This is a genomic window from Borborobacter arsenicus (assembly GCF_003934165.1).
Lineage (GTDB): Bacteria > Pseudomonadota > Alphaproteobacteria > Rhizobiales > Rhizobiaceae > Pseudaminobacter > Pseudaminobacter arsenicus.
In genome coordinates this window covers 185,595-206,219 of the sequence record NZ_RKST01000008.1, presented here as the reverse complement: position 1 = coordinate 206,219, position 20,625 = coordinate 185,595, and the positions used below count along the sequence as shown (strand labels likewise).

At 60.5% G+C, this 20,625-nt stretch carries 21 protein-coding genes; 13 read left to right on the top strand and 8 right to left on the bottom strand.

The features are described from left to right. Positions 1 to 3 precede the first annotated feature (3 nt). The 6 genes from ccoO to EET67_RS14540 all read right to left on the bottom strand — a co-directional run bounded on the left by ccoO (position 4) and on the right by EET67_RS14540 (position 4,627). Entirely contained in the window at positions 4 to 738 is a 735-nt protein-coding gene (gene ccoO, locus EET67_RS14565) for a cytochrome-c oxidase, cbb3-type subunit II (protein ID WP_128626910.1), read from the bottom strand. Positions 739 to 742: 4 nt separating this feature from the next. Then, positions 743 to 2,389, bottom strand: a complete 1,647-nt coding sequence (ccoN, locus tag EET67_RS14560; protein WP_128626909.1) for a cytochrome-c oxidase, cbb3-type subunit I — start codon at positions 2,387 to 2,389, stop codon at positions 743 to 745. A 37-nt stretch (positions 2,390 to 2,426) separates the two neighbouring features. After that, positions 2,427 to 2,885: an RrF2 family transcriptional regulator gene (locus EET67_RS14555; protein WP_342634668.1), complete on the bottom strand. Its 459-nt coding sequence runs from the start codon at positions 2,883 to 2,885 to the stop codon at positions 2,427 to 2,429. A gap of 14 nt (positions 2,886 to 2,899) precedes the next feature. Next, positions 2,900 to 3,382: a hypothetical protein gene (locus EET67_RS14550; RefSeq protein ID WP_128626907.1), complete on the bottom strand. Its 483-nt coding sequence runs from the start codon at positions 3,380 to 3,382 to the stop codon at positions 2,900 to 2,902. Continuing rightward, a complete protein-coding gene (locus EET67_RS14545; RefSeq protein ID WP_128626906.1) occupies positions 3,372 to 3,830 on the bottom strand; it encodes a group III truncated hemoglobin in 459 nt (152 codons plus the stop codon). Before EET67_RS14545 ends, EET67_RS14550 begins: the two co-directional genes overlap by 11 nt. 122 nt (positions 3,831 to 3,952) lie before the next feature. Next, on the bottom strand, positions 3,953 to 4,627 hold the full coding sequence (locus tag EET67_RS14540) for an alpha/beta hydrolase (protein WP_128626905.1): 675 nt from the start codon (positions 4,625 to 4,627) through the stop codon (positions 3,953 to 3,955). 221 nt (positions 4,628 to 4,848) lie between these two features. Here EET67_RS14540 and EET67_RS14535 point away from each other — a divergent pair, with 221 nt between their 5' ends. The 7 genes from EET67_RS14535 to sufA all read left to right on the top strand — a co-directional run bounded on the left by EET67_RS14535 (position 4,849) and on the right by sufA (position 12,118). Further along, a complete protein-coding gene (locus tag EET67_RS14535) occupies positions 4,849 to 6,027 on the top strand; it encodes a cysteine desulfurase family protein (protein ID WP_128626904.1) in 1,179 nt (392 codons plus the stop codon). 120 nt (positions 6,028 to 6,147) lie between these two features. Further along, entirely contained in the window at positions 6,148 to 7,665 is a 1,518-nt protein-coding gene (sufB, locus tag EET67_RS14530; protein ID WP_128626903.1) for a Fe-S cluster assembly protein SufB, read from the top strand. A gap of 58 nt (positions 7,666 to 7,723) precedes the next feature. Continuing rightward, positions 7,724 to 8,479 carry a Fe-S cluster assembly ATPase SufC gene (gene sufC / locus EET67_RS14525; protein ID WP_128626902.1) on the top strand — a complete coding sequence of 252 codons (756 nt, stop codon included), beginning with the start codon at positions 7,724 to 7,726 and terminating at the stop codon, positions 8,477 to 8,479. A gap of 9 nt (positions 8,480 to 8,488) precedes the next feature. Then, positions 8,489 to 9,763, top strand: a complete 1,275-nt coding sequence (gene sufD / locus EET67_RS14520) for a Fe-S cluster assembly protein SufD (protein WP_128626901.1) — start codon at positions 8,489 to 8,491, stop codon at positions 9,761 to 9,763. Positions 9,764 to 9,997: 234 nt separating this feature from the next. Further along, entirely contained in the window at positions 9,998 to 11,239 is a 1,242-nt protein-coding gene (locus tag EET67_RS14515) for a cysteine desulfurase (protein ID WP_128626900.1), read from the top strand. A 5-nt stretch (positions 11,240 to 11,244) separates the two neighbouring features. Then, positions 11,245 to 11,634, top strand: coding sequence for an SUF system Fe-S cluster assembly protein (locus EET67_RS14510; protein ID WP_128626899.1), 390 nt, complete (start codon positions 11,245 to 11,247; stop codon positions 11,632 to 11,634). 97 nt (positions 11,635 to 11,731) lie between these two features. Then, positions 11,732 to 12,118 (top strand): Fe-S cluster assembly scaffold SufA, encoded by a 387-nt coding sequence (gene sufA / locus EET67_RS14505; RefSeq protein WP_128626898.1) that lies wholly within the window; start codon positions 11,732 to 11,734, stop codon positions 12,116 to 12,118. Positions 12,119 to 12,131: 13 nt separating this feature from the next. Here the strand turns inward: sufA and EET67_RS14500 are convergent, their stop codons facing one another. Next, the gene (locus tag EET67_RS14500; RefSeq protein ID WP_128626897.1) at positions 12,132 to 12,629 is read right to left on the bottom strand and encodes a GFA family protein; all 498 of its coding nucleotides are present in this window, start codon (positions 12,627 to 12,629) and stop codon (positions 12,132 to 12,134) included. 97 nt (positions 12,630 to 12,726) lie between these two features. On the opposite strand from EET67_RS14500, the gene EET67_RS14495 reads away from it, so the two are divergent. From EET67_RS14495 to alaS, 4 genes are all read left to right on the top strand, one after another. Next, a complete protein-coding gene (locus EET67_RS14495) occupies positions 12,727 to 13,050 on the top strand; it encodes a TfoX/Sxy family protein (RefSeq protein WP_128626965.1) in 324 nt (107 codons plus the stop codon). A gap of 259 nt (positions 13,051 to 13,309) precedes the next feature. Further along, on the top strand, positions 13,310 to 14,395 hold the full coding sequence (gene recA / locus EET67_RS14490) for a recombinase RecA (RefSeq protein WP_128626896.1): 1,086 nt from the start codon (positions 13,310 to 13,312) through the stop codon (positions 14,393 to 14,395). Between the two features lie 159 nt (positions 14,396 to 14,554). Continuing rightward, complete coding sequence (locus EET67_RS14485; protein ID WP_128626895.1) at positions 14,555 to 14,776, top strand: hypothetical protein; 222 nt, start codon at positions 14,555 to 14,557, stop codon at positions 14,774 to 14,776. Between the two features lies 1 nt (position 14,777). Further along, the gene (alaS, locus tag EET67_RS14480) at positions 14,778 to 17,444 is read left to right on the top strand and encodes an alanine--tRNA ligase (RefSeq protein WP_128626894.1); all 2,667 of its coding nucleotides are present in this window, start codon (positions 14,778 to 14,780) and stop codon (positions 17,442 to 17,444) included. Positions 17,445 to 17,561: 117 nt separating this feature from the next. Here the strand turns inward: alaS and EET67_RS14475 are convergent, their stop codons facing one another. Next, positions 17,562 to 18,776, bottom strand: coding sequence for an NADP-dependent isocitrate dehydrogenase (locus EET67_RS14475; protein WP_128626893.1), 1,215 nt, complete (start codon positions 18,774 to 18,776; stop codon positions 17,562 to 17,564). Positions 18,777 to 18,950: 174 nt separating this feature from the next. Here EET67_RS14475 and EET67_RS14470 point away from each other — a divergent pair, with 174 nt between their 5' ends. Both EET67_RS14470 and murI read left to right on the top strand, forming a co-directional pair. Further along, a complete protein-coding gene (locus tag EET67_RS14470; RefSeq protein ID WP_128626892.1) occupies positions 18,951 to 19,805 on the top strand; it encodes an RNA methyltransferase in 855 nt (284 codons plus the stop codon). Continuing rightward, positions 19,798 to 20,598 (top strand): glutamate racemase, encoded by an 801-nt coding sequence (murI, locus tag EET67_RS14465; protein WP_128626891.1) that lies wholly within the window; start codon positions 19,798 to 19,800, stop codon positions 20,596 to 20,598. Before EET67_RS14470 ends, murI begins: the two co-directional genes overlap by 8 nt. Positions 20,599 to 20,625 lie beyond the last annotated feature (27 nt).

Genomic DNA, 20,625 nt, shown 5'->3' with positions numbered 1-20,625 from the left:
TGCTCATTCCTCTGCAGACGCGGTTTTGGGCTGTGCGGCGTCGGTCAGCTTGCCGAGAATCTGGAGATAGGCGACCAGCGCGTCCATCTCGGTCAGCCGTGCGGCATCGCCGTCGAAGGCGCGCACATGGGTGGCTTCGCCGTAGCGTTCAGTGACGCCGCCGGCAAAGCTGCTGTCAGGCGATGCCTGCCCGAATGCATCATTGGTGGCGTTGTCGATCATCTCTTGCGTGTAAGGCACGCCGACCCGGCTCATGGCTTTCAGATGCAGGCCCAGATCGTCGGTGCGCAGCGCATTGCGTGCCAGCCACCCATATTTGGGCATGACCGATTCCGGCACCACGTCGCGCGGGTTGATCAGGTGGGCGACATGCCAGGCATCGGAATATTTGTCGCCGAGGCGGGCAATGTCGGGTCCGGTGCGTTTGGAGCCCCACAGCATTGGATGGTCATATTTGGATTCGACCGCAAGCGAATAGGGGCCGTAGCGTTCGACCTCGTCGCGTAGCGTGCGGATCATCTGGCTGTGGCAGGCATAGCAGCCCTCGCGGATATAGATGTTGCGGCCGGCCAGTTCGAGCGGCGTGTAGACGCGCATGTCGGGTGCATCCTCGACCGTCTCGTCGATGGTAAAGAGCGGCGCGATCTCGACCAGGCCGCCGATGCTGGCGACCGCCACGATCGCCACCACGAAGCCGATGGCGTTGCGCTCAAGTTTGCGATGGAAGAATTCAGCCATTGTTCTACTCCGCCGGCTCGGGGGAAAGCCGGGCCTCCGGCATGTCTTCGGTTGGTTTGGCAAGCGATGCCGACGCGCTGCGGATGGTCATCCAGACATTGTAGGAGCCGACCACGGCACCGGTCAGGAACAGCAGGCCGCCAAAGGCACGCGCGATGTAATAGGGATGCATCGCGACCAGCGACTCGATGAAGGAATAGGTCAGCGTGCCGCTCTCATTGTAGGTCCGCCACATCAGCCCCTGGATGATGCCCGAATTCCACATCGCAAAGACGTAGATGATGGTTCCGGCAAGGGCTAACCAGAAGTGGACTTCGACCAGGCGGGCCGAGTACATGCGCTCGCGTTTCCACAGCCACGGCACAATGCTGTAGATCGAGCCGAAGGTGATCATCGCCACCCAGCCGAGCGCGCCGGCATGGACGTGACCGACGGTCCAGTCGGTGTAATGCGACAGCGAGTTGACCGGACGGATCGCCATGAACGAGCCTTCGAAGGTCGTCAGCCCGTAGAACACTGCTGCAACCATCATGAAGCGCAGCGTGGCGTCGTCGCGCACCTTGTGCCAGGCCCCGTTAAGCGTGGCGAGCGCGTTGCCGGCCGACGCCCAGGACGGCACCAGAAGCACGACGGAAAACGTCATGCCAAGCGTCTGCACCCACTGCGGCAGGGCGGTGTAGTGAAGGTGATGGGAGCCCGCCCACATATAGAGGAAGGTAATGCCCCAGAAACTGATGATGGAAAGCCGATAGGAAAAGATCGGCCGTCCGGCACGCTTGGGCAGGTAATAATACATCATGCCCAGGAAGCCCGCGGTGAGGAAGAACGCGACCGCGTTATGGCCGTACCACCACTGCGTCATTGCATCTTGCACGCCGGAAAAGAGCGAATAGCTCTTGGCGCTTCCAAGCGAGATCGGCACGGCCAGGTTATTGACGATATGCAGGATCGCCACGACCAGGATGAAGGCCATGTAATACCAGTTGGCGACATAGATATGCGGTTCCTTGCGCCGCGCGAGCGTGCGCAGATAGATCGCGAAATAGACGACCCAGACGATGACCAGCCAGATATCGGCGTACCATTCGGGCTCGGCATATTCCTTGGACTGGGTGACACCCATGAAATAGCCGGCAGCGGCGATCACGCAGAAGATATTGTAGCCGATCAGCACGAACCACGGGCTGAACTGATCGGGCAGTCGTGCGCGCGAGGTGCGTTGGAGGACGTGAAAGGAGGTGGCGATCAGCGCGTTGCCGCCAAAGCCGAAAATGACCGCGCTGGTATGGGCAGGCCGCAACCGGCCGAAGCTCGCCCAGCCGGCATCGAAGGTCAGGTCCGGCCAGGCCAGCAGGCTTGCGACCCACACGCCGAGGAACATGCCGATCACCGCCCAGATCATGGTCAGTACGATGCCGACCTTGCTGGGGTCGTCATAATAATGGTCGAGCCGTTCGGGGGACGGCTCCGGCGCATAGAAAGAGGCCATCACCACGAAGGCCAGGCCGGCGGCGATTACCAGCACCATGAGGCCGTGGACGCCGATCGGGTCGCCCCGGCCAGCCACTCCCATGGCGAGGCCGGCAAGGCCTAAAAGGAAGAGCACGACCAGCGAGAGCTGGCGTTCGCCTGATGTGAGTTGAGCGACCATGTGTCGGTTCCTTGCGTTTAGTTCCGGGCCGAAAAGTCTATGCAGCCGATTGTTCCGCGGCGGTTTCCTGGTCGATGCCCAGGATTGTCCGCAGATCGTTGGCGTTCGTCAAAAGATCTGCGAGCGTGTATTTGTCGAAGACCGACAGATAGGCGTCCAGCGCCTCGCAAATGATGGTTTTGAGCCGGCAAGCGGGTGTGAGGATGCAGGCGCCGCCATCGGCCTTCATGCACTCCACCAGCGCAAAATCACTGCCCATGCTGCGTACCAGCATGCCGATTCCGATCTGCTGCGGCTCACACGCCAGGCGTATGCCGCCCGATCGCCCCCTTGTCGTCTTTACCAACCCTAGGTTTTTCAAATGCAATGCCACTTTCAAAAGATGATTGTGTGACAACCCGTATCGTGCCGCAACTTCGCTGACCGTGCTCGATTCTTCTTTGCGCAAGGCCAAATAAATCAGCATCCTCAGCGCATAGTCGGTCTGCAGGCTCATACGCATGGCTAGGGTCAGGACCTGCTGCGTGCGCCCAGGCCGGCAAGGGCGAGGCCGCCGAGCACGCAAAGCAGTATCGCTTTTGCTACTTCGCTGACGGCGTAGAGCATGTGGTGGTAGGTCGGCGACGACGGGTTGCCCGTGACGATCGCCTCGATGCGCGCGTCCAGGACAGGCAGGAGCCAGAGCGACTGAAGGGCAACGATGGCGAGGAGCCCGGTTGCCAGTATCAACCTCGGCCGCGTGAGACTGCCAAGCGCCAGCGAGCCGGCAAGCAGGATGACCATCAGCCATTCGACCCTTGCCAGCAGGGCAAAGGTGACGCGCCCCACTTCCAGTGCCGTCGGCAGATCGAGCGACGGGGCCTGGAACTTGACGGGAGTAGCCAGGAAGGAAACGCCGCACAGCAGCCCCAGCCAGAACAAGGCCACAAAGGCCAGTGCCGCATTGCCAAACCGCTTTTGACGGCGAGCGGAGCTGTCTGAATCAATTGCCATTTTCACCTGCCGCAAGCGCGGCACCTCGTGCGGGGAGTTGGAAGAACATTGCCAGCTTGAGGCTGCGCGCGATCCGTTCGGAACGGTCGATGAAAATCGCGGCAACTTCCGGCGGGCAAAGTTCACGCGCGGTTTCGGCGAATATGCCGAGCCAGATGGCGAAGTCGCCTTCGACCACCTCCTTGAGCTTCAGATGTGCGGGAACCGGGCGCCCCTGATAGGCGCCGGTCTTCAAGATCACCGAACACCAGAAGTCCGTCATCTTTTCCAGATGCGGTTCCCAGTCGCCGGCGATATGGCGAGCAAAGATCGGGCCAAGGCGCTCATTGCGGCGAACGCGAGCATAGAATTCACGCACCAGGCGGCCGATGAAGGCGCGATCCACACCGTCATGGATGAGCGGTTGTTCCGCCGCGGGACGCGCCCGTTCTATGCGTTCCAGATCCATTGTCCCGCTGCCGAAACCTTAATTGGTATTGCAGATACCAGTTAGGCTTCGGGCAAACACAACGGCAAGGGAATTAAATGTCGCACTGCAACACCAAGTTGTCGCAGCGCGGCATTGTGGCGTCAGCGCAAGCGCTTCGGTCGGGGGTCGGCCAGTTCGCCAGCCAGGCGCCGGTCGAGATAGTCGGAGCATTCCGCGATCAGCAATTCGGCGTCATTGGAGAAGAAATGGTTGGCGCCCGAAAGTGTCTTCTGCGTGATGGTGATGCCTTTTTGGGTATGCAGCTTGTCGACCAGCCCTTGCACGTCCTTTGCAGGGGCTACCTTGTCGGCATCGCCGTGAATGATCAGGCCCGATGACGGGCAGGGCGCCAGGAACGAGAAATCATAGGTGTTGGGCTGCGGCGCAATCGAGATGAAGCCCTCGATCTCCGGCCGCCGCATCAGAAGCTGCATGCCGATCCACGAACCGAAGGAATAGCCGGCGACCCAGCAGTTCTTGGAATCCGGGTGCAGCGACTGTATCCAGTCGAGCGCGGCAGCCGCATCCGACAATTCCCCGGTGCCATGGTCGAATTCACCCTGGCTGCGGCCGATGCCGCGGAAGTTGAAGCGCAGCGTGGTGAAGTTGCGCTTCTGGAACATGTAAAAGAGGTCGTACACGATCTTATTGTTCATCGTGCCGCCGAATTGCGGGTGCGGGTGCAGGATGATGGCAATCGGCGCGTTCTTCTCCTTCGAGGGCTGATATCGGCCCTCCAATCGACCGGCCGGTCCGGCAAAAATGACCTCGGGCATGTGTAACTCCACTCGCTGCGTAAAACTGGACTAAAACCTGCAACAATTCCGCCAACAGCCTTGACGCGGGGCCAGCGTCTTTCTAAAAGCTAGTTTAGAATTGTTCAAAACTGGGTGGCAGGCCACCTGTCCGACAAAGCGGCTAAATAGGACGTCTTGCCTTGGAAATTCAAGGAAATAACGTCCGCCCGGCTTTTGCGGCTAAAGAGGAAACCGAGAGAGTGGAAAAGGCTGCTTCACGCGCCTATCTCGACCACAATGCCAGCGCACCGCTTTTGCCAGCGGCGCGCCAGGCAATGCTTGACGCTCTCGATCTGACCGCCAATCCATCCTCTGTACATAGTGAGGGGCGCGCGGCGCGCAAGATCATCGAACAAGCCCGCCGCGATATTGCTGCATTGGTGGGCACGCGACATGATCATGTCGTCTTCACCTCTGGTGCGACGGAGGCGGCATCGACCCTGCTGACGCCTGATTGGCAGATGGGCCGTGCCGCACTTCGAATGTCACAGCTCTATGTTTGTGAGGCCGATCACCCCTGCCTGCTTAGCGGCGGACGTTTCCCGGTAAGCCAGGTTACCCGCTTCGGCGTCGATGGAAACGGCATCCTCGACCTTGAGGCGCTGACGCAAGCTCTGGACCGGCATGACAAGGCGGAAGGCCTGCCGCTGGTCGCCATTCACGCCGCCAACAACGAGACTGGCGTCATTCAGCCGCTGGCCGCAATCGGGGCAGCCGTCAAGGCTGCCGGTGGGGTGCTGATAGCGGACGCAGCGCAAGCGGCAGGCCGCATTGTGCTCGATCTCGCGGACGGCGGCATCGATTTCCTTATCCTGTCTGCTCACAAGATGGGCGGGCCCAAGGGTATCGGCGCGTTTGTCGGCGCATCCGACCTGATGATGCCGCGGCCACTGGTGACGGGCGGCGGCCAGGAGCGGGGTTTTCGCGCCGGCACGGAAAATCTCGCTGCCATTGCCGGTTTTGGCGCGGCTGCGAAGGAGTCTGCGGTGCAGCTTGGCCAGGTCGAACAACTGCGGACGTTGCGCGACAGGCTGGAAGATGCCGTCCTTGCGCTGGCACCGGATGCCACCATCTTCGGCCGGCAGGTGGAGCGGCTTGCAAATACGACTTTTTTCGCTATCCCCGGCGTCAAATCCGAAACCGCGCAGATCGCCTTCGACCTTGCCGGAGTGTCTCTGTCGGCGGGGTCGGCATGCTCTTCGGGCAAGGTGGGGCCCAGCCATGTGCTGAAGGCGATGGGGTACGACAACGCCGATGGGGCGCTGCGCGTTTCCATCGGCCGTATGACGACCGAAGCGGATCTGGCGCTGTTCAAGGCGGCGTTGTCGTCGATCCTGGCGCGGTCCGCCGAAAGAACCAAGGCCGCCTGTGCGGCATAAGGAGCCGGTGTGTCCGGGGTGAATTCGCCCGTGGACACACTATATTGAACTTACGCCGCCACGCGGTGCCATAGTTTGAAAACTGCCGGGCCTTGACCCCGGCGTGGATGGAGAACGCCTATGCCTGCTGTGCAGGAGACGATCGATCAGGTCCGCAAGATCGATGTGGACCAGTATAAATATGGCTTCGAGACCGAAATCGAGATGGACAAGGCCCCCAAGGGGCTGAACGAAGACATCATTCGCCTGATCTCGGCCAAGAAAGACGAACCGGAATGGATGCTGGAGTGGCGCCTTGGGGCTTTCCGCCGCTGGATGACGCTTGAGGAGCCGAAATGGGCTCGCGTCCAATATCCGGAAATCGACTTCCAGGACATTCATTACTATGCCGCGCCCAAGAGCACGCCGGGGCCGACCTCGCTTGACGAAGTCGATCCGGAGCTTTTGAGGACCTATGAGAAGCTGGGCATTCCGCTGCGCGAGCAGGAAATCCTCGCAGGTGTGCAGAAGCCGGCGGCCAGCGAACTCGAAGAAGCCAACGACAATGTCTACAAGTCGGGCCGCGTCGCGGTCGACGCGGTGTTCGATTCGGTTTCGGTCGTCACCACCTTCAAGAAGGAACTGGCACAGGCCGGCGTGATCTTCTGCTCCATCTCGGAGGCGATCCGCGAGCATCCCGAACTGGTGAAAAAGTATCTCGGTTCTGTCGTGCCGACGACCGACAATTATTACGCGACGCTGAATTCGGCGGTGTTCACCGACGGTTCCTTCGTGTTCGTGCCGAAGGGCGTCCGTTGCCCGATGGAACTGTCGACCTATTTCCGCATCAATGAGAAGGGCACCGGCCAGTTCGAGCGCACGCTGATCATTGCGGAGGAAGGTTCCTACGTCTCCTATCTCGAGGGCTGCACGGCCCCGCAGCGCGACGAGAACCAGCTTCATGCGGCGGTCGTCGAACTGATTGCGCTCGACGATGCCGAGATCAAATATTCGACGGTCCAGAACTGGTATCCGGGTGATGCCGAAGGCAAGGGCGGCATCTACAATTTCGTCACCAAGCGTGGCGATTGCCGCGGCGACCGCTCCAAGATTTCTTGGACGCAGGTCGAGACCGGTTCGGCCATCACCTGGAAATACCCGTCCTGCATCCTGCGCGGCGACGACAGCCAGGGCGAGTTCTATTCGATCGCAGTGTCGAACGGCTACCAGCAGATCGACAGCGGCACCAAGATGATCCATCTGGGCAAGAACACCACCAGCCGGGTGATCTCCAAGGGCATTGCCGCCGGCTTTTCGCAAAACACCTATCGTGGCCAGATTTCGGCGCATCGCAAGGCAACGAATGCCCGCAACTTCACCAATTGCGATTCGCTGCTGATCGGCGACCAGTGCGGAGCCCACACCGTTCCTTATATAGAGGCGAAGAACTCGACCGCTCAATTCGAGCATGAGGCGACGACGTCGAAGATCTCCGAGGACCAGAAGTTCTACGTCATGCAGCGCGGCATTCCCGAAGAGGAGGCGATCGCGCTGATAGTCAACGGCTTCGTCAAGGATGTCATCCAGGAACTGCCGATGGAATTTGCGGTCGAGGCGCAGAAATTGATCGGTATCTCGCTCGAAGGCTCGGTCGGCTGATCGGCTCAGCCACCGCCTTTTAAAGCCGCAAGACGAAACAGTTTTAACGGAACGAAAAATGCTTGAGATCAAGAACCTTCATGCCCGCATCGCCGAGGACGGCACCGAAATCATTCGTGGGCTCAACCTGACCGTCAAGGCTGGCGAGGTCGCCGCCATCATGGGGCCGAACGGCTCGGGAAAGTCGACGCTGTCTTACGTGCTGGCCGGTCGTGAGGACTATGAGGTCACCGAAGGCGAGATCCTCTACAACGGCGAGTCGATCCTGGAGATGGACCCTGCCGAACGTGCTGCTTCCGGCATCTTCCTCGCCTTCCAGTATCCGATGGAGATACCGGGCGTGGCGACGATGGAATTCCTGAAGGTCGCGATGAATGCGCAACGCAAGGCGCGTGGCGAAGAACCGCTGACGATCCCCGAATTCCTGAAGCGCGTGAAGGCGGCGGCCGGCACGCTCGACATGGACATGGCCATGCTCAAGCGCCCGCTCAATGTCGGTTTTTCCGGCGGCGAGAAGAAGCGCGCCGAAATCCTGCAGATGAAGCTGCTTCAGCCGAAGCTGTGCGTGCTGGACGAAACCGATTCCGGCCTCGACATCGATGCGCTCAAGATCGTGGCAGATGGCGTCAACGCGCTGCGCTCGCCTGACCGCGCGATCGTCGTCATCACCCACTATCAGCGCCTGCTCGAGCATATCGTGCCCGATACGGTGCACGTGCTCTACAAGGGTCAGGTCATCAAGTCCGGTGACAAGTCGCTGGCGATGGAGCTTGAGGCGAACGGCTATGCCGGGATCATCGAAGAGGCGGCATAGGTGACGATCATGAACATGCACGCAATCCCACAGCGGACGTCGGCCGAGACGGCGCTGATCGATGCTTTCGGCGAGCGCCTGTCGCTTTTGCCGGGCGATGGCGAAATCATGGTCAGGCGCGACGAAGCAATCGAGAGGCTGAAGGCCGGCCTGCCGACCAAGCGGGTCGAGTCGTGGCACTATACCGACCTGCGCCGGCTGCTGACGGCAGTGCCGCAATATGACGGATCGGCCAAGGCAGAAGTGCTTTCGCCTATCCTGGAAGGATCGGCCGTGCTTCCGGTGCTGAACGGTGTCGCTGCCACGAACAAGTTGCCGACGCTCGACGGCGTTACGATCCAGCCCCTGGCCGAAAAGCTCGCCGATGGCAGTTTCGCCGCGGCTGCACTCGATCTTTACGGCAATGACGACGCGGTCGGCGCGCTCAACACCGCCTTCGTGGCTGACGGTTATTTCGTCGACATCGCGGCCGGCACCGAACTTGCCACACCGCTCGAACTCCAGAACGTGCAGGCTGGCGGCCAGACGCATGTGCGTTTTCCGGTGCGCATCGGAAAAGGCGCTCGCGTCACGGTGCTGGAGCGGCAGGCCGGCGAGGGTACGGCACTTGCAAGCTCAGTCTCTCAGCTTCTGGTTGGCGACGATGCCGAGGTGCTTTGGCTGATCGAGCAGGAGCAGGCCGACACGGCGACGCATCTTGCGCAGTTCAAGGCCAGTCTCGGCAAGAACGCCAAGCTCACCCTGTTCGTGATGAATACGGGCGGCAAGCTGGTGCGCCAGGAGATCATAGTCGACGCCGCCGGCGAGGGGTCCGTGTTCACACTGCGCGGGGTCAATCTTCTGGCGGGCGATACCCATACCGACGTCACCATGGTGCTCGACCATTCCGTGCCGCACACCACCTCGACCGAGGTCGTGCGCTACGTCATCACCGACAAGGCGCAGGGCGTGTTCCAGGGGCGCATCAATGTCGCGCAGAAGGCGCAGAAGACCGATGCGAAGATGGCGTGCAACACGCTGCTTCTGTCGGATGACGGCGAGTTCTCGGTCAAGCCGGAACTCGAAATCTTCGCCGATGACGTGCAGTGCGGCCACGGCGCGACGGTGACCGAGATCAACCATGACCATCTGTTCTATCTGATGGCGCGCGGTGTCGATGAGAAGACAGCGCGCGGGCTGCTGGTCAAGGCGTTCGTTGCCGAAGTGATCGAGGAACTGGAAGACGAGGCTCTGGTGGACGCGCTGGAAGCGCGTATCGAGACCTGGTTCGCCACGCATGGGTGAGGAGCGGTCGCATTTTGCAGTCAGATAGAATCGTCTGACGTTGCATAAATGCGGGCAAGGAAACCAGCTGGAGCAGCGGGGACGCGTTCGTCTGAACGCCCGCGGCTCCAGCGACAAAAAGCCGACGATTTGGCTTTTGAGTGACGAACGCTCGGAGCCCTGGCGTAGGGCCGGGGCGATGGCTGATGGCCTCAAGGGGTGTGCCAGAGTTCGGCGCGTGCCGTGGGAAACATGATGGACCAAAAAACCTTTACCATCCCTTATGACGTCGAGGCGATACGCCGCGACTTCCCGATCCTGTCGCGCGAGGTCTATGGCAAGCCGCTGGTCTATCTCGACAACGGCGCGTCGGCCCAAAAGCCGCAAGTTGTGCTGGCCGCCATCCAGCACGCCTATTCGCAAGAATATGCCAATGTCCATCGCGGGCTGCATTTCCTGTCGAATGCGGCCACCGATGCCTATGAGAAGGCGCGCGAATCGGCGCGCCGCTTCCTCAATGCGGCAAGCATCGACGAGATCGTCTTCACCTCCAATTCGACGGCCGGCATCAACACCGTCGCTTATGGCTTCGGCATGCCGAATATCGGCGAAGGCGACGAGATCGTGCTTTCTATCATGGAGCACCATTCCAACATCGTGCCATGGCACTTCATCCGTGAGCGGCAGGGCGCGAAGCTGGTCTGGGTACCCGTTGATGATTCCGGCGCGCTTCATATCGAGGATTTCGAAAGAAGCCTGACAGACCGCACACGGCTGGTCGCGATCACCCATATGTCGAATGCGCTGGGCACCATCACGCCGATCAAGGAGATATGTCGCATTGCGCATCAGCGCGGCATACCGGTTCTGGTTGATGGCAGTCAGAGCGCGGTCCATATGCCGATAGACGTGCAGGATCTCGGCTGCGACTTCTTCGTCTTCACTGGCCACAAGGTCTATGGGCCGAGCGGTATCGGCGTGCTCTATGGCAAGAAGGAGATGCTGGAGCGCATGCGGCCCTTCATGGGCGGCGGCGAGATGATCGAGGAGGTGACCGAAGACAAGGTTACCTATAACGATCCGCCGCACCGCTTCGAGGCTGGCACGCCGCCGATCGTCCAGGCCATCGGGCTAGGTGCAGCACTGGATTATATGGAAAAGGTCGGCCGCGAGGCGATTGCTGCGCATGAGGCTGATCTCAAGATTTATGCGCATGAGCGGCTGCGCGCCATCAATTCGCTGCGCATCATCGGCGATGCGCCCGACAAGGGTGCCATCGTCTCCTTCGAGCTGCAGGGCATCCATGCCCATGACGTGTCGATGGTGATCGACCGGGCCGGCGTGGCCGTGCGGGCCGGCACACATTGCGCGCAACCGCTATTGAAGCGTTTTGGCGTGACCTCCACCTGCCGGGCTTCTTTCGGCATGTACAATACCAGGGCCGAAGTCGATGTCCTGGCTGAAGCGCTTGAAAAGGCACGTAAATTCTTCGGGTGAACATCATGGATGATACAGCGACGAAGCAAACCGCACCGGAAGGGCAAAGCGCAAGCGCACCTTCGGCATCGGCCATTCCTGCCGATGAGCTGGCGCGGCTGACCGACGACATCGTCGCTGCACTGAAAACCGTCTATGACCCGGAAATCCCGGCCGATATTTATGAACTCGGCCTTGTCTACAAGATCGACATCGAGGACGACCGCTCCGTCAAGATCGAGATGACGCTGACCGCACCCGGCTGTCCCGTGGCCGGCGAGATGCCTGGCTGGGTGCAGAATGCCGTAGGTGCGGTGGAAGGCGTTTCGGACGTCGAGGTCACCATGACCTTTGATCCGCCATGGACGCCTGATCGCATGTCCGAGGAAGCGCAGATTGCGGTCGGGTGGTATTGACGCCGACAGACGGACGACTTGCGCCCTCGGCAAATATTCACCATCTTAGGGCAGAGTCATTCCGCAGGCCTTTAACCTGCGCAGAGTGGAGCAGGATATGGGACGTTTTGCCGTCATCAGCATGACAGAAAAGGCCGCCGAGCGCGTGCGCGAGATTATGGCTGCACGCGACAATGCCGCCGGCATCCGCCTGGGCATCAAGAAGGGCGGCTGCGCGGGGATGGAATACACCGTAGACCTGGTCACCGAACCCAATCCCAAGGACGACCATATCGAGCGCGACGGCGCGCATGTCTATGTCGCGCCTGAGGCGGCGTTGTTTCTTTTCGGCACCGTCATGGATTTCGAGGCGACCCAGCTTCGCACCGGCTTTACCTTCACCAACCCCAACCAGAGCTCGGCCTGCGGCTGTGGCGAATCGGTTGAGTTGAAGCCTGCTGACCTCAAGCAGCTTGCAGAGGCGAGGGCTGCCGGCGCGGCTTGAGCAGGCGTCGGGATCAGTCCACCCACAGCCCCATACGCTTGTGCCAATCAGCAATCGATTCCGCCGGATAGAGATCGAAAGCCTTGTCGCCGGGCCTGATCTCGGGCTCGACCCACGAGGCCTTGTACTTCAGCATTAGGTGGACACGGTCGGGTGCGATAGGCAGTTCTGTATCGATTGCGGAAGCAAAGGGGTGCACGAGATCAGGCCAGGTCGGATCATAGAGCCACAGCGCGCTTCCGCATTCCCGACAAAACCGCCGCTCGCCGCTCGATATTTCGCAAACCGGCCGCTCGTCATCCTGGATGGTGGCTTGGAACAACCCAAGATGTTCTTCGCCATCGATCTGCAACGTTTCCGCATCGGCGCCAAGATTGATGGCGTAGCCACCGCCGCCCTGCTGCTTGCGGCAGATAGAGCAATAGCAAAGCTGGTACGGCACTGGCGTATGGCTCTCGACGCTGAAGTGAACGGCGCCGCAACGACATGAACCCTTGAGAAGCATTGTCATAGGTGCTTACCTTTTCATGTCCGGCAGTCACGCAAGCAACCGCGCCTCGCTTGGGAAATGCCGGATGACTAATTTGTATGAATGCAAGGGCCAGGCAATGACCGAAGCCGATATTGCCGATCTTTTTGCCGGCCTTGGGCCAGTCAGCGTTCGAAAGCTATTCGGTGGCAAGGGCATCTATTTTGACGGCGTCATCGTGGCGATCGAACTGCGCGGCGAATTGATGCTCAAGGCCGATCAGGAAAGCACACCGGATTTCCTGGCCGCCGGTTGCAGGCAATGGACCTATACGGGATCGCGGCATGGCAAGAACGTCGCCATGCCCTATTGGAGCGTCCCGGACAGTGCCCTCGACGATCCTGACGAGATGGCGGTCTGGGCCCGCAAGGCCTATGAGGCCGGGTTAAGGGCCGGAAAATAGGATTTGCCCTGTCGCTGCAGGCGGCACGGGCCTGCAAGGCCGGGGCTCGACGGGCGATTCGTTGCCTGGCGAGAAGAAAAACTCCCCCAATGATCACTGGATACATGCCCCGCACTCATTGGAATAAAAGCAGAACAAAATTTGAAAGATGTTATTTTTCAATAACTTGCTCCTCTTGTAAGGAAGGAACAAAAAGAGTACATATTGAACGATATTCCGGTGCGCCCGGCCTTCATTGACGTCCAAGGGGTAATGTATCATGGCTCAGAATTCACTGCGGCTTGTAGAGGATAAATCGGTGGACAAATCAAAGGCTCTGGATGCCGCGCTTTCCCAGATAGAGCGCGCTTTCGGCAAGGGCTCGATCATGCGCCTGGGCGCAAACGAGAAGATCGTCGAGATAGAAACCATCCCGACCGGATCGCTGGGCCTCGACATCGCGCTCGGCGTGGGCGGGTTGCCGCGCGGCCGCATCATCGAGATTTACGGCCCGGAAAGCTCGGGCAAGACCACGCTTGCCCTGCATACCGTGGCGGAAGCGCAGAAGAAGGGCGGCATCTGCGCCTTCGTCGATGCCGAACATGCGCTGGACCCGGTCTATGCCCGCAAGCTGGGGGTCGATCTCGAAAACCTCCTGATCTCGCAGCCCGACACGGGCGAGCAGGCGCTGGAGATCTGCGACACGCTGGTCCGCTCGGGCGCCGTTGATGTGCTGGTCGTCGATTCAGTTGCAGCACTGACCCCGCGTGCCGAGATCGAGGGCGAGATGGGCGATTCCCTGCCTGGCCTGCAAGCTCGCCTGATGAGCCAGGCATTGCGCAAGCTGACGGCGTCCATTTCGCGCTCCAACACCATGGTCATCTTCATCAATCAGATCCGCATGAAGATCGGCGTCATGTTCGGTTCGCCCGAAACCACGACGGGCGGCAATGCGCTGAAATTCTATGCCTCGGTGCGGTTGGACATTCGTCGCATCGGTTCGGTCAAGGATCGCGACGAGGTCGTCGGCAACCAGACCCGTGTGAAAGTGGTCAAGAACAAGCTGGCGCCCCCGTTCAAGCAGGTCGAGTTCGACATCATGTATGGCGAGGGTGTTTCCAAGACCGGTGAACTCGTCGATCTGGGCGTGAAGGCCGGCGTCGTCGAAAAGTCGGGCGCTTGGTTCTCCTACAATTCACAGCGTCTCGGCCAGGGCAGGGAGAATGCCAAGATGTTCCTGCGCGACAATCCTGACACGGCTCAGGAGATTGAACTGGCGCTGCGGCAGAATGCCGGGCTGATCGCCGAGAAGTTCCTCGAAGGCGGTCCTGACAGCGGCTTCGAGGATGAAGCCGGCGCAGTTTAGAGCATTTTGCAGTCAGACGGAGTCGTCTGACGTTGCACAAATGCGGCTAAAGAAGCCAACTGGAGCAGCGGGGCACGCGTTCGTCAGAACGCCCGCTGCTCTAGGCCTCGCTCCTTCGCGCAATTTTGACCGCCGGCCCAAGGGTCGGCGATTTTGCGTTTGAATGATGAAGAAATTCCAGCCTTTGCCGGCTTTTGCCGTTATGGACAGGGTAGGGCGCGGCGGCTAAAAGGCTCTGTCAATTTTCTGCTAGAGCGTTGGATCGAAAAGTGCGAAGCGGGTTTCAGCCCGATGCTTGAACAAGGAATGGGGCAGCCAAAAGCGATCCGTCAGAGCTTCGGCGTTCTGGCGGTATCAGCAGGTATCTCGCAAGGGCAATGATATGAGTGGCGTAAACGAAATCCGGTCGACATTCCTCGATTACTTCCGAAAGGACGGCCATGAGGTCGTGCCCTCAAGCCCGTTGGTGCCGCGCAACGATCCGACGCTGATGTTCGTCAATGCCGGAATGGTGCAATTCAAGAATGTCTTCACCGGGCTTGAAAGCCGCAGCTATTCGCGCGCCACGACCTCGCAAAAATGCGTGCGTGCCGGCGGCAAGCACAATGACCTCGACAATGTCGGCTACACAGCACGCCACCACACATTCTTTGAAATGCTCGGCAATTTCTCCTTTGGCGACTATTTCAAGGAGCATGCCATCGAGCTTGCCTGGAACCTGATTACCAAGGAGTTCGGCCTGGATCGTGAAAGGCTGCTGGTTACCGTCTATCACACCGACGACGAGGCGGCGGGTTTCTGGAAGAAGGTCGCCGGCCTGCCGGAAGAAAAGATCATCCGTATCGCGACCAGCGATAATTTCTGGGCGATGGGCGATACCGGCCCCTGCGGTCCCTGCTCGGAAATCTTCTACGACCACGGCGAACATATTCCCGGCGGGCCTCCAGGAAGCCCGGATGAAGACGGCGATCGTTTCATCGAGATCTGGAACCTCGTCTTCATGCAGTATGAGCAGGTGACGAAGGAGGAGCGCATTACCCTGCCGCGCCCCTCGATCGACACTGGCATGGGGCTCGAGCGCATCGCCGCCGTCATGCAGGGCGTGCATGACAATTACGACATCGACCTGTTCAGGGCGCTGATCCGCGCTTCCGAAGAGGCAACCGGCGTCAAGGCCGAAGGCAAGAATCGCGCCAGCCACCGCGTCATTGCAGACCATCTGCGCGCGTCAAGCTTCCTGATCGCCGATGGTGTGCTGCCCTCGAATGAGGGCCGTGGCTATGTGCTGCGCCGTATCATGCGCCGTGCGATGCGCCATGCACAATTGCTGGGTGCCTCCGAGCCGCTGATGTGGCGCCTGGTTCCCGCCCTCGTTCGCGAGATGGGCCAGGCCTATCCGGAACTCGTGCGCGGCCAGCCGTTGATCACCGAGACGCTGAAGCTTGAGGAAACCCGCTTCCGCAAGACCCTGGCGCGCGGTCTCACCTTGCTGTCCGATGCCACCGAAACGCTCGGCAGCGGGGATCGCCTCGATGGCGAGACCGCCTTCAAGCTCTATGACACTTACGGTTTCCCGCTCGATCTCACCCAGGATGCGCTGCGCCAGCGTGATATTTCGGTTGATCTCGACAGTTTCAATGCGGCCATGCAGCGCCAGAAGGCCGAAGCCCGCGCAAGCTGGGCTGGTTCGGGCGAAGCTGCCACTGAAACCATCTGGTTCTCGGTCAAGGAAAAGACCGGCGCTACGGAATTCCTGGGTTACGACACCGAAGAGGCCGAGGGCATCGTCCAGGCTCTGGTGAAGGATGGGGCCGAAGTGGACGCTGCCGAGGCCGGCGACGAGGTCCGCATCATCGTCAACCAGACGCCGTTCTATGGCGAGTCCGGTGGCCAGATGGGCGATACCGGCACCATGTCGGGCGAGGGTTTCGCAATCGAGATCACCGACACGCAGAAGAAGGGCGACGGGCTTTTTGTCCATTCCGGCCGCGTCACCAAAGGCAAAGTAACGACGAATGCATCGGTTGCCATGCAGGTCGACCACGCAAGGCGGGCACGGCTTCGCTCCAACCATTCTGCGACACATCTTGTGCATGAAGCGCTGCGCGAGGTGCTTGGCACCCATGTTGCGCAGAAGGGGTCTTTGGTGGCGCCCGAGCGGCTGCGTTTCGACTTTTCGCATCCAAAGCCGATTTCGGCCGAGGAGCTTGAGCGCGTCGAAGCGATGGCCAATGAGATCGTCGTGCAAAACACCCCGGTCACGACCCGCCTGATGAGCGTCGACGACGCCATCGCCGAGGGCGCAATGGCGCTGTTCGGCGAAAAATATGGCGACGAGGTGCGCGTGGTTTCCATGGGAACCGGGCTGCATGGCGACAAACAGGGCAAGCCCTATTCGGTCGAGCTCTGCGGCGGCACGCATGTGAACGCGACCGGCGATATCGGTCTTGTCCGCGTGGTATCGGAAGGTGCGGTGGCCTCTGGAGTGCGCCGGATCGAAGCGCTGACCGGCGAGGCCGCGCGCCGCCATCTGGATGAGCAGGACCGGCGGTTGAAGGCAGTAGCGGCGGCACTCAAGGTTTCGCCGGCCGATGCAGTGGCACGCTTGGAGGCTGTTCTGGAAGAGCGCCGCAAGCTGGAGAAGGATTTGGTCGACGCGCGCAAGAAGCTGGCGCTCGGCGGTTCCTCCCCCAACGGCGCTGCAGGCGAGGGCGAGACGGTTGCCGGCGTCGGTTTCCTTGGCAAATCGGTTTCCGGGGTATCGCCGCGCGATCTCAAGCCGCTGGCGGATGCCGGCAAGAGCTCGCTCGGCTCCGGCGTCGTCGTATTCGTTGGGGCAGGCGAGGATGGCAAGGCAAGCGTCGTCGTCGGCGTCACCGATGACCTGACCAAGCGCTTCAGCGCTGTGGACCTGGTCCGCGTCGCCTCGGCCGCGCTCGGCGGGCAGGGCGGCGGCGGTCGCCCCGATATGGCCCAGGCTGGCGGACCGGATGCCGGCAAGGCCGACGCTGCCATTGCCGCGGTCAAGGCTGCAATGCAGGCTGCCTGACGCAGGGCGGCGAAATTTTATAGAACTGCATTGGAGACGAAAAATTTCGGCCCCCGGACACAAAAAAGCCCGCCTTGCAGCGGGCTTTTCTTTGTTTTGACTTGAGCCTGAAACTGCTCAGGCGGCCATCGCCTTTTGCAAATTCTCGTCGATCTTGTCGAGGAAGCCGGTGGTCGAAAGCCAAGGCTGGTCCGGGCCGATCAGCAGCGACAGGTCCTTGGTCATGTGACCGGATTCCACCGTCTGGATGCAGACGCGCTCTAGCGTATGCGCAAACTTGTCCAGTTCTGTATTGCCGTCCAGCTTGGCGCGATGGGCAAGGCCACGCGTCCAAGCAAAGATCGAGGCGATAGAGTTGGTCGAGGTTTCTTCACCCTTCTGGTGCTGGCGATAGTGACGCGTCACCGTGCCGTGGGCAGCTTCGGCTTCCACCGTCTTGCCGTCCGGCGTCATCAGCACCGAGGTCATCAGGCCGAGCGAGCCGAAGCCCTGCGCCACGGTGTCGGACTGCACGTCGCCGTCATAGTTCTTGCACGCCCAGACGTAACCGCCCGACCACTTCAGGCTGGAGGCCACCATATCGTCGATCAGGCGGTGTTCGTACCAGATCTTCTTGGCCTTGAACTCCTGCTCGAATTCCTTCTCGTAGACTTCCTGGAACAGGTCCTTGAAGCGTCCGTCATAGGCTTTCAGGATGGTGTTCTTGGTCGACAGATATACCGGATAGCCACGCAGCAGACCGTAATTCAGCGAGGCGCGGGCAAATTCGCGGATCGATTCGTCGAGATTGTACATGGCCATGGCAACGCCGGCGCCCGGCGCGTCGAACACTTCATGTTCGATGGTTTGGCCGTCATCGCCAACGAACTTGATCGAAAGCTTGCCCTTGCCCGGATACCTGAAGTCGGTGGCCTTGTACTGGTCGCCGAAGGCGTGGCGACCGACGATGATCGGCTGGGTCCAGCCGGGCACCAGGCGCGGTACGTTCTTCATGATGATAGGCTCGCGGAAGATGGTTCCGCCCAAAATGTTGCGGATGGTGCCGTTGGGCGACTTCCACATCTTCTTGAGGCCGAATTCCTCAACGCGGGCTTCGTCCGGGGTAATGGTGGCGCATTTTACGCCGACGCCATACTGCTTGATCGCATTGGCTGCATCGATGGTGACCTGATCATTTGTGGCATCGCGATGTTCCACGCCAAGGTCGTAATATTTCAGGTCGATGTCGAGATAGGGATGGATCAGCTTGTCCTTGATGAACTGCCAGATGATACGGGTCATCTCATCGCCGTCGAGTTCAACGACCGGATTGGCCACCTTGATCTTGGTCATAAAAAGTGCCTCATTCTGGAAAGGAAACCGAGCTGTTCCGCAGGCCCTGCTGGAAGTTGAGGCCCGTATAGCAAAGCCTCAAACGGTGCGCAAACACTACGAATTGGGACTCTGTCCGGTTTTGTTTCATAGCGAACTGTGCGAGGAAGCCGCCAGGCAAAAATGGTTGCGGACATGGCAGGCACAAATCGCGATAACCCGATGATTGCGGAGGGACCGGCGGTCATTCTCGTCGAGCCGCAGCTTGGCGAAAATATCGGCATGGTGGCGCGCGCCATGGCCAATTTCGGTCTTTCGGAATTGCGGCTGGTGACGCCGCGCGACGGCTGGCCGAGCGAAAAGGCGAGGGCGGCGGCCAGCAAGGCCGACCACGTCATCGATGGTGTCGTGGTCTTCGATGATCTGCCTTCCGCCCTGACCGACCTCAATTTTGTGGTTGCCACCACGGCACGACCGCGCGACGGTTTCAAGCCCGTGCGCGGCCCGGTGGAGTCCGGGCGCCAGTTGCACGCCCGCCATGCCGGCGGCCAGCGGGTCGGCATCATGTTTGGCCGCGAACGGTTCGGCTTGTCGAACGAAGAGATCAGCCTTGCCGACGAGATCGTCACATTCCCCGTCAATCCGGCTTTTGCCTCGCTGAACATCGCCCAGGCCGTCCTGCTGATGTCCTATGAATGGATGAAGTCAGGGCTGGAATCCGAAACCGATACGGCTTTTTCCGGTCCGGAATTGACGCCAGCCTCGAAAGAGCACCTCCACGGTTTCCTGGACCATCTGGAGGCGGCACTTGATGTGCGCGGCTATTTCCGGCCGCCCTCCAAAAAGCCAAAAATGCTCGACAATGTGCGCGCAGTGCTGACCCGCCCGGGCTTTACGGTAAAGGAGATCAAGCTGCTGCGCGGAATATTGTCCTCGCTCGACTATTTTTCGCCAAAGCAGCCGCGTGGGTCGGCCTATCCCGACCGCAAGGCCATGGCCGATCGAATTATCCATGGTGAGGGCGATGCGGGGAATGACGTAAATGAGTGAGCGTCCGGTGCTGGTGTTCGATTCGGGCATCGGCGGCCTCACAGTGCTTCGAGAGGCGCGCGTGCTCATGCCGGACCGGCGCTTCGTCTATGTCGCCGACGATGCGGCCTTTCCCTACGGCGCCTGGGACGAGCCGGGCTTGCGAGGGCATATCCTCAATCTGTTCGGCAGGCTGCTTGACCGCTTCCAGCCGGAAATCTCCGTGATTGCCTGCAACACCGCATCCACACTGGTGATCGACGCGCTGCGCGAGGCCTTTCCCGGCCATCCTTTCGTCGGCACCGTGCCGGCGATAAAGCCGGCGGCGGAGCGGACTCGCTCAGGCCTGGTGTCGGTCCTGGCCACCCCCGGTACGGTCAAGCGCCAATATACCCGCGACCTGATCCGGCAATGGGCGACGAAGTGCCATGTCCGCCTCATCGGCAGCGATCGACTTGCCGGTTTGGCCGAAATCTACATGCGCGACGGCTTCGTCAATGAAGACGCGGTGAGGGCGGAGATCACCCCCTGTTTCGTGGAGCATGAGGGGCGGCGCACCGATATCGTCGTGCTTGCCTGTACGCACTATCCTTTCCTGGTCAACCGCATGCGCAAGACGGCGCCCTGGCCGGTGGACTGGCTGGACCCGGCGGAGGCGATAGCCCGGCGCGCGCTGTCACTCATCGGAGCAAAGGAGAACAGAGAAGAAGCCAATCCATCTTCAGGCGAAAAGGATCTGGCTGTGTTCACCAGCGGCAAGGCCGATTTTCCAACCCGCCGGCTGATGCAAGGGTTCGGTCTGTCGATCGCCTGAGCGCAGGGAACATCCGCAGATGCACGA

Coding starts and splice junctions, on each gene's coding strand:
- ccoO (WP_128626910.1), bottom strand. CDS start 738: ATGGCTGAATTCTTCCATCGCAAACTTGAGCGCAACGCCATCGGCTTC.
- ccoN (WP_128626909.1), bottom strand. CDS start 2,389: ATGGTCGCTCAACTCACATCAGGCGAACGCCAGCTCTCGCTGGTCGTG.
- EET67_RS14555 (WP_342634668.1), bottom strand. CDS start 2,885: ATGAGCCTGCAGACCGACTATGCGCTGAGGATGCTGATTTATTTGGCC.
- EET67_RS14550 (WP_128626907.1), bottom strand. CDS start 3,382: ATGGCAATTGATTCAGACAGCTCCGCTCGCCGTCAAAAGCGGTTTGGC.
- EET67_RS14545 (WP_128626906.1), bottom strand. CDS start 3,830: ATGGATCTGGAACGCATAGAACGGGCGCGTCCCGCGGCGGAACAACCG.
- EET67_RS14540 (WP_128626905.1), bottom strand. CDS start 4,627: ATGCCCGAGGTCATTTTTGCCGGACCGGCCGGTCGATTGGAGGGCCGA.
- sufB (WP_128626903.1), top strand. CDS start 6,148: ATGCCTGCTGTGCAGGAGACGATCGATCAGGTCCGCAAGATCGATGTG.
- sufC (WP_128626902.1), top strand. CDS start 7,724: ATGCTTGAGATCAAGAACCTTCATGCCCGCATCGCCGAGGACGGCACC.
- sufD (WP_128626901.1), top strand. CDS start 8,489: ATGAACATGCACGCAATCCCACAGCGGACGTCGGCCGAGACGGCGCTG.
- EET67_RS14515 (WP_128626900.1), top strand. CDS start 9,998: ATGGACCAAAAAACCTTTACCATCCCTTATGACGTCGAGGCGATACGC.
- EET67_RS14510 (WP_128626899.1), top strand. CDS start 11,245: ATGGATGATACAGCGACGAAGCAAACCGCACCGGAAGGGCAAAGCGCA.
- sufA (WP_128626898.1), top strand. CDS start 11,732: ATGGGACGTTTTGCCGTCATCAGCATGACAGAAAAGGCCGCCGAGCGC.
- EET67_RS14500 (WP_128626897.1), bottom strand. CDS start 12,629: ATGACAATGCTTCTCAAGGGTTCATGTCGTTGCGGCGCCGTTCACTTC.
- EET67_RS14495 (WP_128626965.1), top strand. CDS start 12,727: ATGACCGAAGCCGATATTGCCGATCTTTTTGCCGGCCTTGGGCCAGTC.
- recA (WP_128626896.1), top strand. CDS start 13,310: ATGGCTCAGAATTCACTGCGGCTTGTAGAGGATAAATCGGTGGACAAA.
- alaS (WP_128626894.1), top strand. CDS start 14,778: ATGAGTGGCGTAAACGAAATCCGGTCGACATTCCTCGATTACTTCCGA.
- EET67_RS14475 (WP_128626893.1), bottom strand. CDS start 18,776: ATGACCAAGATCAAGGTGGCCAATCCGGTCGTTGAACTCGACGGCGAT.
- EET67_RS14470 (WP_128626892.1), top strand. CDS start 18,951: ATGGCAGGCACAAATCGCGATAACCCGATGATTGCGGAGGGACCGGCG.
- murI (WP_128626891.1), top strand. CDS start 19,798: ATGAGTGAGCGTCCGGTGCTGGTGTTCGATTCGGGCATCGGCGGCCTC.